Genomic DNA, 13,721 nt, shown 5'->3' on the forward strand with positions numbered 1-13,721 from the left:
GGGGGTGGTGAGTTTCAGCTGGCCGCGCGCGACTTGGCGAGGTCCAGGGCGACGTCGACGATCATGTCCTCCTGGCCGCCGACCATGTTGCGGCGACCGAGTTCCATGAGGATCTGCGGCGTGGGGATGCCGTAGCGCTCCGAGGCCCGACGGGCGTGCAGGAGGAAGCTGCCGTACACCCCGGCGTAACCGATGGAGAGAGTGTCGCGGTCGACGCGGACCGGCTGGTGCATGAGGGGGCGCACCAGGTCGTCGGCGGCGTCGGCGAGCTTGAACACGTCGCAGCCCGTCTCCCAGCCCATGCGGTCGGCGACCGCGATGAAGGCCTCGAGGGGTGTGTTGCCGGCAGCGGCGCCGAGACCGGCGAGGCTGGCGTCGACGCGGTAGGCGCCGTTCTGCACGGCGGCCACGGAGTTCGCGACGGAGACCGACAGGTTCTCGTGGGCGTGCACGCCCACCTCGGTCTCGGGCTTGAGGGCTGCGCGCACGGCCTTGATCTTGGCGGCGTACTGCTCGGGCACCATGGCGCCCGCGGAGTCCGTGACGTAGACGCACTGCGCGCCGTAGCTCTCCATGAGGAGGGCCTGCTCGACGAGCTTGTCCTCATCGGCCATGTGGCTCATCATCAGGAAGCCGGCGGTGTTGAAGCCGATCTCGCGGGCCGTGGCGATGTGCTGGGCGGAGGTGTCGGCCTCGGTGCAGTGGGTGGCGACGCGGACGTAGCGCGCCCCTGCGTCGTAGGCCTCGCGGAGGTTCGGGATGACGCCGACGCCGGGCAGCAGCAGGATGGCGATCTTGGCGCGCTTGACCACGGCGGCGGCCGCCTCGATCTTCTCCAGGTCGGAGTGCGTGGCGAAGCCGTAGTTGACGGTGGAGCCGCCCATGCCGTCGCCGTGGGCGACCTCGATGGAGTCGACGCCGGCCTCGTCGAGAGCGGCGGCGACGGAGGCCACCTGCTCAGGCGTGAACGTGTGGCGCACGGCGTGCGAGCCGTCGCGCAGTGTCACGTCGGAGATGAAGAGCTTGCCTTCGGGGGTGCTCATGCGACGGCCTCCTCAGCCTTGTCGTTCAGGTGGGCGGCGATCTCGACGCCGGTGCGCAGCGCCGCGGCGGTCATGATGTCGAGGTTGCCGGAGTAGGCGGGGAGGTAGTCGCCAACACCCTCCACCTCGAGGAACACGGACACCTTGAGGCCGTGGAAGCGGCCGACGCCCGGGATGGTGACGCTCTGGTCCTCGGGGATCTCCTCGAACTGCACGTCCTGCTTGAGGCGGTAGCCCGGCACGTACTCGGCGACCTCGCCGATGCGGGCGTTGACCGCGGCGCGGATCAGGTCGCGGTCGCCGTCGGAGGTGAGGACGAACACGGTGTCGCGCATCAGGACGGGGGGCTCGGCGGGGTTCAGGATGATGATGGCCCTGCCCTTCTTGGCGCCGCCGATCTTCTCCAGCGCGTGGGCGGTGGTCTCCGTGAACTCGTCGATGTTGGCGCGGGTGCCGGGTCCGGCCGACTTCGAGCTGATCGACGCGACGATCTCGGCGTACTCGACGGTGGCACCGGTCGAGGAGATCGCGTGCACGATCGGCGCGGTGGCCTGGCCGCCGCAGGTGACCATGTTGACGTTCATGTCTGTGGTGATGGTGTCGAGGTTGGCCACCGGCACGCAGAACGGACCGATCGCTGCAGGGGTCAGGTCGACGAGGCGGATCTCGGGTTTGGCGGTCCGGAGCACCCTCTCGTCGTAAAGGTGCGCCTTGGCCGACGTGGCGTCGAACACGATCTCGACGTCGGCGAACACCTCGTCGGCGACCAGACCGTCGACACCGGTGGCGATGGGCTTCACGCCCAGCCGTTCGGCGCGCTTCAGGCCGTCGGACTCGGGATCGATGCCGACCATGGCGACGATCTCCAGCGCGGTCTGCTGCGGCTTCAGGATCTTCATCATCAGGTCGGTACCGATGTTTCCGGAACCGATGATGGCGACTTTCGTGGTCACTAGGCTTCCTCCTCACACGTCTTCGTGTTCGAGATGTCGAAATCCTGTTCGAGATTTCGTTAAGATTTACTAAGTATCGAATACGTCTGACGTCGTGTCAAGACATATGCAAGAATCGATTTCGGAAGACCTGAGACGGTGAGACATGGCCCGATTGACCCCCGCGCTGATGCGCGCGCTCGACATCATGGAGTTGTTCGTCGAGCGCGGAGCGCGCTGGAACGCCGCCCAGATCGCCGAGGCCACCGGCCTCCCGCGCACCACGGTGCATGAACTGCTCACCACGCTGACCCACCGCGGTTACCTCACGCGCGACGAGATCGGTAACTTCGAACTGGGGGTCCGCACCGTCCAACTCGGCAACGCCTACGCGGCGCGCTTCGATCTGCTGGGCGCGGCCACGGAGGTGGCCCGCGACGTCGGGCAGGCCACGGGCCACACCTGCTCGGTGGCCATCCGGGAGGGCGCGGAAGTGTTCTACCTGGCGAAGGTGGAGGGCAGCGAGTCCCTCTCGCTGATCTCCAGCGTCGGCAAACGCGCCCCCGCCAGCTGCACGGGGCTGGGCAAGGCCCTGCTGTCGGAACTCGAACCGGCGGAGGTGGACCGCCTCTACCCCACCGGTCACCTCCCGGCCCTGTCAGAACACTCGATCACAGACCTGGGCCAGCTCAAGAAGGCGCTGGCCAAGTCACGGCTGCGCGGCTACGCGATCGAGCGGGAGGAATCGGGCCCGGGGGTGGCCTGTGCCGCCGCCGTCATCCGCGACGCGGCGGGCGCCGCCGTCGCAGCCCTCTCCATCTCCGTGCCCCTGGCCCGCTGGGACCAGTTGCCCGAGAAGCACTGGGCGGACATCGCGCTGGAGGGGTCAGGTCGCCTGAGCGAACAGTTGGGTTGGATCGACCGCAACGCGGGTTGACCGCACGGCGACCGACACCGGTCGCTCCGGCACGCCGATAGACTGGCGCGCATGACCAATGAGACCCGCACCGCCTGGGCCTGGGGCCTGGCCAGCGTCCACACCACCGGCGCCGTCCTCGACGCCTGGTACCCGGAGCCCAAGCTCGGCTCGGACCACACCGACGAGCCCAACTCGTTGCTGGCAGATGCCCAGTTCGTCGACGAGATCCGTCAGGTGGAGACCAAGGTGGTGCGCACCAGCATCAATCTGGACGACGCGCCGGAGACGGTGGAGGATGCCTACCTGCGCCTCCACCTCCTGAGCGCCCGCCTCGTGCAGCCGCACCAGGTCAACCTGAACGGCATCTTCGGCGTGCTGCCCAACAACGCCTGGACGACGATGGGCCCCGTGCGCGTGGGCGACGTCGCCCGCGTGCGGGTGCTGCTGCGGGCCCGCGGTGAGCAGCTGACGGTCTACGGCATCGACAAGTTCCCCCGCATGGTGGACTACATCGTCCCCAACGGCGTGCGGATCGCAGACGCAGACCGCGTCCGCCTCGGCGCCCACCTCGCTGAGGGCACCACCGTGATGCACGAGGGCTTCGTGAACTTCAACGCCGGCACGCTCGGCACCTCCATGGTCGAGGGACGCATCTCTTCCGGTGTCGTGGTGGCCGACGGCACCGACGTCGGTGGCGGCGCGTCGATCATGGGAACCCTCTCGGGCGGTGGCCAGGAGGTCATCCGGCTCGGCGAGCGGTGCCTGCTGGGCGCGAACTCCGGTGTGGGCATCTCCCTGGGTGACGACTGCGTGGTGGAGGCCGGCCTGTACATCACCGCCGGCACCAAGGTCACGCTCGACGACGGCGCCGTGGTGAAGGCCCGCGACCTCAGCGGCCAGAACGACCTGCTGTTCCTCCGCGACTCGGTGCAGGGCAAGGTGATCGCCCGCCACCGCCGCGGCCAGAAGGTCGAGCTGAACTCGGCCCTCCACGCCAACGACTGATGAGGCGACCACTGATCGTGGCGCTCGTCACGATCCTCGTGGTCGGTGGCCTCGCCCTGGCCGGGTGGATGGGCTTCCGCTACCTCCAGAAGCGCATCACCCCGGAGGTCTGCCACGTGCAGGTGACCGACGGCTCGCTCACCTTGTCCCCTGCCCAGGCACGCAACGCCTCGATCATCGTGGCGGCCTCCGTGGAGCGCGACCTTCCTGAGCAGGCCGCCGTGATCGCCATCGCCACCGCCTACCAGGAATCCGGTTTGCGCAACCTCGATTACGGCGACCGCGACTCCCTCGGCCTGTTCCAGCAGCGCCCCTCCTTCGGGTGGGGCACGGAGGAGCAGATCATGGACCCGTGGTACTCGTCGGCCCGCTTCTACGAGGAGCTGGTGAAGTTCACCAACTGGGACACCACCGACGTCAACGACATCGCCCAGAAGGTGCAGCGCAGCGGCCATCCCGACGCGTACCGCAAGCACGTCGAGAACTCGCAGGCCGTCGTGGGGGCGCTGCGCGGCTCCGTGCCGGCGTCGCTGGGATGCATCAGCTTCGAGCCGGACCCCAGCCCCGCGCGCGAGGGTCTCGACAGGGTGTTGGAGGCCTTCGGATCGGCGCTCACCGTCGAGGAGACCGACGACGGCCTGAGCATCACCGCCACGGACGGGACCACCGCGTGGGCCGCGGCCCAGCATGCCGTGGCCAACTCCTACGACGCCGCCGTCACCGGCGTGACGCTGGGAGACCGGCAATGGCGGGCCGCGAGCCGGCAGTGGGAAACCCTGCAGACTCCCGGCCCCGAGCTCACCGTGGTGGTCACCCTCGCCGGGTGACCCCTCAGCTGCGCCAGGTCCGCCACAGGTGGGCGTACTGGCCGTCGAGGCCCATCAGTTCGTCGTGCGAGCCGAGTTCCACGATGCGCCCGTTGTCCACCACCGCGATGCGGTCCGCGTCGTGCGCCGTGTGCAGCCGGTGGGCGATCGCGATCACCGCGCGGCCGTCGAGCAGCGCCGACATCGAGTCCTCCAGGTGGCGGGCCGACGACGGGTCGATCAGCGAGGTCGCCTCGTCGAGCACCAGCGTGTGCGGGTCCGCGACGATCAGCCGCGCGAGCGCAACCTGCTGCGCCTGGGCGGGCGTCAGGTTGTTCTTGCCGTGACCGAGTTGCGCGTTGATGCCTCCCGGCAGCCGCGACACCCAGCCCCAGGCATCGACCGCCCGAAGCGCCTCCTCCACCTCCGCGTCCGAGGCCGTGGTCTCGCGAGCCAGCACGATGTTGTCGCGCACCGACCCCACGAACACGTGGTGCTCCTGCGTCACCAGCGCCACCTCCGTGCGGAGGCGGTCCAGCGGCAGGTCCATCACGTCGACACCACCGACGGTGACCTCACCCTCGCGCGGCCGGTTGACGCCGGCCACGAGCCGGGCCAGCGTCGACTTGCCGGAGCCCGAGGGCCCCACCACGGCCAGCCGCTCCCCCGGCACCAGGTCGACGTCGACGCCGTGCAGCACGTCGACGTCCGGCCGGTACCCGAAGCGCAGTTCGGAGCCGGTCAGCTTGACGCCGTCGGGCACCGCGTGGCCCGGGGTGCGGTCGTCGTCCACTTGCGCGACACCGATCAGCCTGGCGGTGGAGACCAGCCCGAGCTGCAGGTGGTCCAGCACCGCGATGACGCGGTCGAGCGGCCCCTGCAACTGCGACACGTACAGGGCGGCGGTGGTGATCTGGCCGATCGTCACCCAGCCCGACGTGTAACCCCAGGTGCCGAGCAGCACGATACCCACCAGCGGCAGCTGGAACGAGACGTCCACCATCCCGAAGAGGATGTTGCGCAGCGTCATCGTGTAGCGCTCCACCTGGGCCGACGCCTCGGTGTCCTCATCGAGCTGGCCCACCCGCAGGTCGCCCAGGCCGAGGGCCTCGACCGTGCGCGCGCTCTCCACCGTCTCGGTCGTCGTGGTGTTGATGACCGAGTACGACCGGGATTCAGCGATGTAGCCCGCTGGCGCCCGCGCGAGGTAGTAGCGCCCACCGAACCACATGATCAGGGCCGTCACGATCATGGGCAGGGTGAGCAGCCACGAGTTCAGCAGCATCGCGATCAGGGTGGCGCCGATGAGCACCACCGACACGATGAGGGTGGGGATGGCCCAGCGCGCCGCGACTCCCATCTTCGCGACGTCGGAGGTGATGCGGGTGAGCAGGTCCCCCGAGCCGGACGACTCGACGTGGCTCAACGGCAGGCGCAGCACGATCCGCACCACCTCTTCGCGGGCGGCGGCGAGCAGGTCGTAGCCGAGCACCGCGGACACGCGACGCGCCGCGAAGGTGAACAGCGACTGCAGCACCACCACGCCGGCCACGATCATCACCAGCATGGTGAGTCCCTCGAGGCCAAGCCGGCCGCCCGTGACGCGGTCCATCAGGACGCCGAGCAGGTACGGGGCGATGAGCCCCGCCCCCGCCGCAGCCAGGTTGCCTGCGATCGCCCAGCCGAGGAGCGCCCGGCGGTTCCTCATGAGGTCGCCGATGAAGCCGAAGGCGACCTTCGAGGAGGCCACCGGGAAGCCGTGCGCCGGGGCGCGCGAATCGAGGTACACCGCCTTCGCGGTCGCGGTGCGGGCGTGGTGCCGGGCGACCAGCGCCTCCAGCCGACGCCGCGGCCCGACGCCCCGTGGCGGATGCATCTCCGGTGCGACGCGCGGCGCCGGCGCCTCAGCGCGCCAGGTACGGGCTGAGCCCGGAAGTAGTTCACTCATGGTTGTCCTCCATGCCGCGCGCGATGATGCGGCGGTAGTGGGTGTTGTCATGCAGGTCGTCGTGGCTGCCGCGGGCGACTTCGCGCCCGTCGACCAGGACGGCGATTTCGTCGGCGTGGCGCAGCATCAGCGGCGAGGCGGTCACCACGACGGTGGTGCGGCCACGCCGCAGCTCCGCCAACCGCTCGGCGATGCGGGCTTCGGTGTGGGCGTCGACGGCCGACGTGGGCTCCACCAGCACCAGGACGTCCGGGTCCAGGAGCAGCGCCCGCGCCAGGACGAGTCGCTGTCGCTGCCCGCCCGACAGGCCGCGGCCCTTCTCGTCGATGCGCCCCTGCCATCCGCCGGGCAACGACTCGAAGATGTCCTCGGCCGAGGCCGCCACCAGCGCCGCATCCGCGGCCTCCCTGGAATGCGTGCCCCACGGGTCGACAGCGGTCTGCAGCGTGCCCGCGAAGAGGCCGGCCCCGGTGTGGGACACGACGATCCGGCGGCGCAGGTCGGCCACGTTGAGGTCGCGGTAGTCGACGCCGTCGGCCGTCACACCCCAGGTTTGCTGGGCGACGGTGGCGTCGACGGCGGCCTGACGGCGCCGGGCCTCGAACCTCTCCCTGCGGGCGCGGCGCAGCGCACGGCCGGAGAGTCCCTCGTCGTCGTCCTCCTCCTTGACCTCGTCAGGGAGGTAACGGCCCAGGCGGTCGGCCAGCGCGGCGGAGTCGTCCGGATCTGCGGACACGATGCCCAGCATCCGGCCGGGTTCGACCGTGACGCCCGAGGCCTCGTCGTGGAGGACAGGGTTGCTGCCGAGGCGGCTGTCCCCGTCGCGCCAGGGCACGTCGGTGCCCAGCAGCGCGCCGGTCTTCTGCGCGCTGACCAGGCCCTGCACCCACTTCTGGGCGAAGTCGAAGGCCATCTGCATGGGGGTCATCAGGAAGACGGCGTAGCCGAAGAAGCTGATCAACTGGCCGACGCTGAGCGTGCCCTCGAGGAGTTGACGGGAGCCGAGGTAGACCAGCACCACGAGCAGCAGGCCGGACAGGAGCACGCTGATGGCCTCGACGACCGCCTGCCAGGTGCCGAGCCGCACGCCGAGCCCACGGACCTTCTGCGACTGGCGCGCGTAGTTGTCCGCGAACGTCTTCTCGCCGCCGATCCCGCGCAGGATCCGCAGCCCGGTGGCGATGTCCGTGGCCATGGAGGTCAGCGTGGAGTTCTCGGTCCGCTCAGCAGCCTGCGCGGCGGTCAGCGGACGCAGCACCGGGGTGGAGGCCGCCAGCAGCAGCGGCGTGGCCACGAGGACGAGCAGGCCCAGCGGAACCGACGTGGTGAGCATGAGCGCGGTGGCCACGAGGAAGCTGATGAGCGCGGCCAGCGCGCCGCCGAAGGCTTCGACGGTGGCACCGAACTGGTTGCTGTCCGACGAGGCGACGCTCAGCACCTCGCCCGTCGGCACGCGGCGGTTGAGGACGTGCCCCAGCCGCACGGCCTTCCGCGAGACGCGGCGCTGCGTGCCGTAGATCCCGAGCAGCCACATGCGTACCGCGTAGGTGTGGAACAGGATGCCGCCCACGACGCCGAAGGCGATGACGCCCAGCAGCAGCGCCACCCAGCCGACCGTCGCTGGCAGGTCCTGACGCAGGACGCCGGCGTCGATGGCCCGTCCCAACAGCCAGGGGGTGAGCGCGCCCGGCACCATCCAGGACGAGGCCGCCAATGTCATGGCGGGAACGACCCAGCCGAAGGAGCGGATGAGCCAGAAGAGGAACCGGCTGGGCGAGCGGGTGTCGGGCGCGTCGCTGGCGGAAATGGGCGGAGGGAAGTCGAAACGGCCGCGATGGGGCGAGAGCATGGGAGTTCCTTGACGCGTCAGGGCGACGCAAAAAACGATCCGAAAGGAGGGGTGGACGCAGAGCGTCAGAGGGCGCAGTGGTGGCTCAGGCGGCAGCAGCGCGCGGACGGCCGAGGAGCGCGACGAACGCTGCCAGCACGGTTGTGTTCAACATTGCGGCACCTCCTATCGACGTCGCTGGCAACGCTACGCGCCGGTCTGAGAGTCTGTCAACCCGCCACGGAGATCACGCCGGGCAGGGCTCTTCGCTCAGGCGCTCAGACGCCCTGCGGCAGCGTTGATCCGCTCATCCGTGGCTGTCAGCGCGACGCGGACGTGCTTGGCCGCGGCGGTGCCGTAGAAGTCTCCGGGGGCGGCGAGGATGCCGCGCTCCGCCAACCAGTCGATGGTGACGCGGCAGTTCTCGCCGCGCGTGGCCCACAGGTACAGCGAGCCCTCGGAGTGGTCGATGCGGAAGCCGGCCGCCTCGAGGGCGGGCTTCAACACAGCCCTCCGCGCCAGGTACCGCTGACGCTGCGCCTCGACGTGGCCCTGATCCCCCAACATCGCGGCCATCGCGGCCTGGATGGGCGCCGGCACCATCATGCCGAGGTGCTTGCGCACGCCGATCAACGGCTGGACGACGGCGGGATCGCCCGCGAGGAAACCGCCGCGGTAGCCGGCGGCGTTGGACCGCTTGGAGACGGAGTGCACGGCCAGGAGACCGCCGAGGTCACCGTCGTTGACCCGCGGGTCGAGCACCGAGATGGCCTCGGCGTCCCAGGCGAACTCGCCGTAGCACTCGTCGCTGGCGAGCACGGCGCCCACCCTGCGGGCCGCGGCGACGAAGGCCCGGAGCTCCTCGAGCGACAGGATGCGGCCCGTCGGGTTGGCCGGGGAATTGATCCAGATCACCCGCGCGTTGGCCGGGACGGCCTCAGGATCGTCCAGCGGCACCGTTTGGGCGTTCGCTACCAGCGCACCCACTTCGTACGTCGGATAGGCGCATTCGGGGAAAACGACGGCGTCTGACGGCCCCAGCCCCAGGAGGAGGGGCAGCCAGGCGACGAGTTCCTTGGTGCCGACGACGGGCAGGATGCCCTCGTCGACGAGTGGGACGGAGGCCCAGCGCCGCTGCAGGTAGGCCCGGATGGACGAGCGGGTCTCCGCCGCGCCCCACACCGTCGGGTAGCCGTGCGCGTCACCGGCCGCGGTCAACGCATCGATGGCAAGCTGCGGGGTGGGGTCGACGGGCGTGCCGACCGACAGGTCGACCAGGCCGCCCGGGTGGGCGCTGGCGACGCGCTTCGCGTCAGCCAGCGTGTCCCAGGGGAAATCCGGCAGCCGGGCCCCCAGGCCCATCAGTTGGCCTGCGGCGGCAGCGCCTCAACTACCGGGTGGTCCTTGTCGATGGTGCCGAGCTTGGCGGCGCCACCGGGTGAGCCGATCTCGTCGAAGAACTGGACGTTGACGTCGTAGAACTCCGCCTGCTCTTCCGGCACGTCGTCTTCGTAGTAGATGGCCTCGACGGGGCACACCGGCTCGCAGGCGCCGCAGTCGACACACTCTTCCGGGTGGATGTAGAGCATCCGGTTGCCCTCGTAGATGCAGTCGACGGGGCACTCTTCAACGCAGGCGCGATCCTTCACATCAACACACGGCAATCCGATGATGTACGTCACAGTTTCTCCTCACAAGCGGGCGTGCCCCAGCTTAGCGCTACCTGGCAGGAGGGCCCACCCGTCAGGGCTCGCAGATGATGCGATCGCCCGCGCTGTACTTCCAGCTGTAGGGCTCCCTCTTGACAACCTTGCCGTCCTTGTGGAAGAGGCGTTCCCAGTTCACGGTGAAGCCCTGGATGGGCGCCTGCGGCTCACAGGCCGGGTCACCCGTGACGGTGCGTTCCTTGCCGGTGTAGAAGCCGGACTTCGTCAGCTCCGTGGAGGTGACCTTGTCCCAGGTGGGCTTGGACCAGATCTTGAAGGTGATCGAGCCGCGCTTCGACGACGAGGAGGGGTTGATGTAGCCCTGGATGATCGCCGGGTACTCGGTGTTGTTCTGGAAACGCATGTCCAGGGAGCCGTAGTAGACCGTGGCCTCACGGCCGGCCGGGTAGCGGTCGAAGTAGAGGCTGTGCGGTTTGTGCTCGACGTCCTTGAAACCGGCGAAGAAGCTGGCGTTGAAGAGGGTGGTGGCTGCCTGCGAGATGCCCCCGCCGGATTCCTTCACGAGGCGGCCCTTGTTGATCACGTAGCCGTCCACGTAGCCGTTGGCGGTCGTCCGCTCGCCCAGGGTGTCGTTGAGCGAGAAGGTCTCGCCCGGCATCAGGACGGTGCCGTTGACGCTCTTGGCGGCCTGTCCCAGGTTGTTGTTGCGGTAGTCCGCGTGCGGGTAGTTGGTGGTGAATTCGCCGATCACGGTGAACGCCCCGAGTGCGGTGGCCTTCGCCGTCGGGTACTCGGGCTCCACAGTCTCCACCTCGACGGGCACCGTGCGGGCCTCGCCGGTGGCCGTGGCGGCCTTCTCGACGGCGGCTGCAAAGGCCTCCTCCGTGAGCTCCTTGCCGGTGACTGCGGGCACGACGACGACCTTGCCCCCCTCGAACGTGAAGCTGGCGTCCTTGGCCTCGGTGAGCTTCAACGCTCGCCGCGCCTCAGCGGTCTGTTCGAACAATGTGGCCGTGTCGAGGGTGCCCACGATCTTGTCGTCCTGCACCTCGAGCGTGGCGGCCTCCGCCAGCGAGCCCGGGGCGATCTCCATCTGCACGCCGCCGTGGGTGAGGATGACCGGTCCGCTGATGAGCGGCTCCGCGAAGTTCTTCACCACGTCGTCGACCATGGCGTCGGTGACCTTCGCCGGGGTGTTGACGAGGGTGACCGCCACGTTGCCCTTGCCCTCTTCGAACGCGGCACGGGCGGTCTCCACGGTGGCGTCGACGTCCATGGCCTGCGCGTCCGTGGCAGGAGTGCGCACGATCTTGCCCCCGTCGAATGCGACGGTGGCGTCGACGCCCTCGACGGCGAACTCAGGCGCCTTGGCCTCGATCGCCGAGCGGAGCGCGGCCTCGTCCACGGTGCGCTGCACGGCGACCTCACGGCCGCCGGTGAGGGTCTCGTAGATGTCCGCCGGGTTCCAGCTGTGGCCGCCCCCCGCCGCTTGGACGGTGGCCTCGTAGTCGAAGCCCAGCCCGGCCTCCGAGGGGACGATCTCCGTCGACACGCTGCCCGCGCTGAGAGTGACCGGTTCAGCGAGCTTGGGCGCGATCTCGGTCTCGAGCTTCGCCCGGGCCTGCTCGGGTGACATCCCCCCGATGGGCACGCCGTCGACGGCGGCCTGCGCCGGTACCTGGTTGCCCGCCACGAAATAGGCGGCCACATAGGCGCCGCCCACGAGGATCAGTACCCCGATGATGCAACCGATGACAATCTTGCTGGCTCTACTCACGTCCACCCCTCGTGTACCGCGGCGGTACAAGCGGGTCCATCGTACGTTTAAAGGTCAACCGCTCCCAAACAACGTCACGAGATTCGCAGGTTCCAGGGCATGCTCAGTGCGCCCTGACTACGGATGCCGAGGCTGCCGGCCAAGGAGACGAGCATCTGCTCGGGCCCTGCCAGGGTCGCTCCCCCTGAAACCGCCTCCGAGGAGGTGGCCGGCTTGATGAGGTCGAAGAGCCCGGAGTCCCCCACGTGGCTGATCTTCACGGCCTCCGGATCGAGGCCGGCGAGGTCACAGGCACGTTCGACGGCCAGCCGCTGCCCACCGAGATGGTCCACCAGGCCACGCTCCTTCGCGTCGGCGCCCGTCCAGACGCGGCCCCGGGCGAGGCGCTCGAGGTCGTCGTAGGCCATGCCGCGGTCCGCCGCCGCGAAGGTGGTGAAGTCCAGGTAGATGCGGTCCAGCCAGCGGTCGAGCCGCTCCCAGTCCTCCTGCGAGAACTCATGGGCGCTGGAGAACGTGCCGGCCGCAGCCCCGACCGGGATGGTCTCGCGCACCAGGCCGAGCTTGTCGTAGAGCCTCTCGGTCACCATCTTGCCGGCGAGGACGCCGATGGACCCCGTCAAGGTGGACGACTGCGCCACGATCTCGTTGCAGGGCATCGACACGTAGTAGCCGCCCGAGGCCGCATACGCGCCCATGTGGGCGACGACCGGCTTGTCGGCCTCCCGCAGGCGCAGGACAGAGCGCCGGATGAAGTCTGAGGCGACGGCTGAGCCACCTGGCGAGTCCACCGCGAAGACGACGGCCTTCACCTCGTCGTCTCGCAGCGCGGCCCGGAAGTGCTCGTCGACGACGTCTGCCCCGGCCTGTTCGCCGCCCATCGGAGAGCGAACGCCGCGGCCGGTGACGATGGAGCCGCGGAGGCTGACGACGGCGACCTTCGACTGCTTGGGGCGCAGCTTCTTCATCAGGGCGGCGCGCGACGTGTAGCGGTGCGCGAACAGCAGGTTCTCAGGCTCGGCACCCCATTCCTTGAGGGTGTGGGCGTAGGCCTCGTCGCGGTACCCGACGTGGTCGATGAGACCGAGGGTGAGGGCCCGCTGCGGCTCGACGGGCGAGGAGTTCACTGCCTCCCACACTGTGTCGGCGGTGAGCCCACGGAGCCGGGCGACGTCGTCGACCATCCTGTCGACGATGGACTGGCCGATGCGCTGCATCATCTCGCGGTGCGGTTCGGTGACCGTGTCCGCGGCGAAGGTGTTCGCGGCGCTCTTGTACTCGTGGCGCTGGCCGAACTGCGGCTCGACGCCCACCTTGTTCAGAAGGCCCTTGAGCAGGGTGATCGACAACTCCACGCCCTCGATCGAGAGCATCCCGGTGGGCTGCACCCAGACCTTCTGCGCGGCCGCGGCCAGGCGGTAGCCGCCCAGGCCCTGCACCAGCTCGCCGAAGGACTCGGCCCAGGCCATCGTCTTCTTCTTCTCCCCGAACTTCTCGATCAGCCCCGCGACCTCCTCGAGGTTCGCGAGCTGGAGTTGCGTCGGGTTGGCGTGCACGATCAGCCCCAGCACGCGGTCATCGTCTGCCGCGGAGTGGAGGTGTTCACGTAGGGCGGAGATGGTGGGGCTGTTGATCAGTTGGATGGCCTGCAGCGGATTGGTCGGCTTCGCGACCAGCACCCCCCGCGCCATGTCCAGTTCGAGTACCACCGGCTTGTCGCCGACGATCTTGCCAAGCACGTCCTTGAGGCTCATGGGCCAAGGATACTTGCGACCTCCAGCCGCAACCGTGGATCCGGC

11 protein-coding genes are annotated in these 13,721 nt (G+C 69.3%); 3 read left to right on the forward strand and 8 right to left on the reverse strand.

Annotated elements, in window-relative coordinates; genetic code table 11:
• Positions 1-14: 14 nt before the first annotated feature.
• Entirely contained in the window at positions 15-1,043 is a 1,029-nt protein-coding gene (gene dmpG / locus C3E87_RS04110; protein ID WP_076059718.1) for a 4-hydroxy-2-oxovalerate aldolase, read from the reverse strand.
• Positions 1,040-1,996 (reverse strand): acetaldehyde dehydrogenase (acetylating), encoded by a 957-nt coding sequence (locus C3E87_RS04115; RefSeq protein ID WP_076059720.1) that lies wholly within the window; start codon positions 1,994-1,996, stop codon positions 1,040-1,042. Before C3E87_RS04115 ends, dmpG begins: the two co-directional genes overlap by 4 nt.
• A 145-nt stretch (positions 1,997-2,141) precedes the next feature.
• Here C3E87_RS04115 and C3E87_RS04120 point away from each other — a divergent pair, with 145 nt between their 5' ends.
• The 3 genes from C3E87_RS04120 to C3E87_RS14840 are packed head-to-tail and all read left to right on the forward strand — an operon-like array spanning position 2,142 to position 4,726.
• Positions 2,142-2,912, forward strand: a complete 771-nt coding sequence (locus tag C3E87_RS04120) for an IclR family transcriptional regulator (RefSeq protein ID WP_076059722.1) — start codon at positions 2,142-2,144, stop codon at positions 2,910-2,912.
• Positions 2,913-2,963: 51 nt separating this feature from the next.
• Complete coding sequence (gene dapD / locus C3E87_RS04125; protein WP_076059725.1) at positions 2,964-3,899, forward strand: 2,3,4,5-tetrahydropyridine-2,6-dicarboxylate N-succinyltransferase; 936 nt, start codon at positions 2,964-2,966, stop codon at positions 3,897-3,899.
• Positions 3,899-4,726 (forward strand): hypothetical protein, encoded by an 828-nt coding sequence (locus C3E87_RS14840; RefSeq protein ID WP_076059727.1) that lies wholly within the window; start codon positions 3,899-3,901, stop codon positions 4,724-4,726. The genes dapD and C3E87_RS14840 overlap by 1 nt, the downstream gene beginning before the upstream one ends.
• Positions 4,727-4,730: 4 nt before the next feature.
• On the opposite strand, the gene C3E87_RS04135 is transcribed toward C3E87_RS14840, so the two are convergent.
• The 6 genes from C3E87_RS04135 to sppA form a co-directional block, all read right to left on the reverse strand.
• Positions 4,731-6,653 (reverse strand): ABC transporter ATP-binding protein, encoded by a 1,923-nt coding sequence (locus tag C3E87_RS04135; protein WP_076059730.1) that lies wholly within the window; start codon positions 6,651-6,653, stop codon positions 4,731-4,733.
• The gene (locus tag C3E87_RS04140; RefSeq protein WP_076059732.1) at positions 6,646-8,502 is read right to left on the reverse strand and encodes an ABC transporter ATP-binding protein; all 1,857 of its coding nucleotides are present in this window, start codon (positions 8,500-8,502) and stop codon (positions 6,646-6,648) included. The genes C3E87_RS04135 and C3E87_RS04140 overlap by 8 nt, the downstream gene beginning before the upstream one ends.
• Positions 8,503-8,751: 249 nt before the next feature.
• Positions 8,752-9,843 (reverse strand): succinyldiaminopimelate transaminase, encoded by a 1,092-nt coding sequence (gene dapC / locus C3E87_RS04145; protein WP_076059735.1) that lies wholly within the window; start codon positions 9,841-9,843, stop codon positions 8,752-8,754.
• Positions 9,843-10,163, reverse strand: a complete 321-nt coding sequence (fdxA, locus tag C3E87_RS04150) for a ferredoxin (protein WP_076059738.1) — start codon at positions 10,161-10,163, stop codon at positions 9,843-9,845. Before fdxA ends, dapC begins: the two co-directional genes overlap by 1 nt.
• 61 nt (positions 10,164-10,224) lie before the next feature.
• Positions 10,225-11,925 carry a VanW family protein gene (locus C3E87_RS04155; protein ID WP_143570885.1) on the reverse strand — a complete coding sequence of 567 codons (1,701 nt, stop codon included), beginning with the start codon at positions 11,923-11,925 and terminating at the stop codon, positions 10,225-10,227.
• A 74-nt stretch (positions 11,926-11,999) separates the two neighbouring features.
• Complete coding sequence (gene sppA, locus C3E87_RS04160) at positions 12,000-13,676, reverse strand: signal peptide peptidase SppA (RefSeq protein ID WP_076059743.1); 1,677 nt, start codon at positions 13,674-13,676, stop codon at positions 12,000-12,002.
• Between the last annotated feature and the right edge of the window lie 45 nt (positions 13,677-13,721).

The organism is Tessaracoccus sp. ZS01, assembly GCF_022342445.1.
In the GTDB taxonomy this organism is placed as follows: Bacteria; Actinomycetota; Actinomycetes; order Propionibacteriales; family Propionibacteriaceae; genus Arachnia.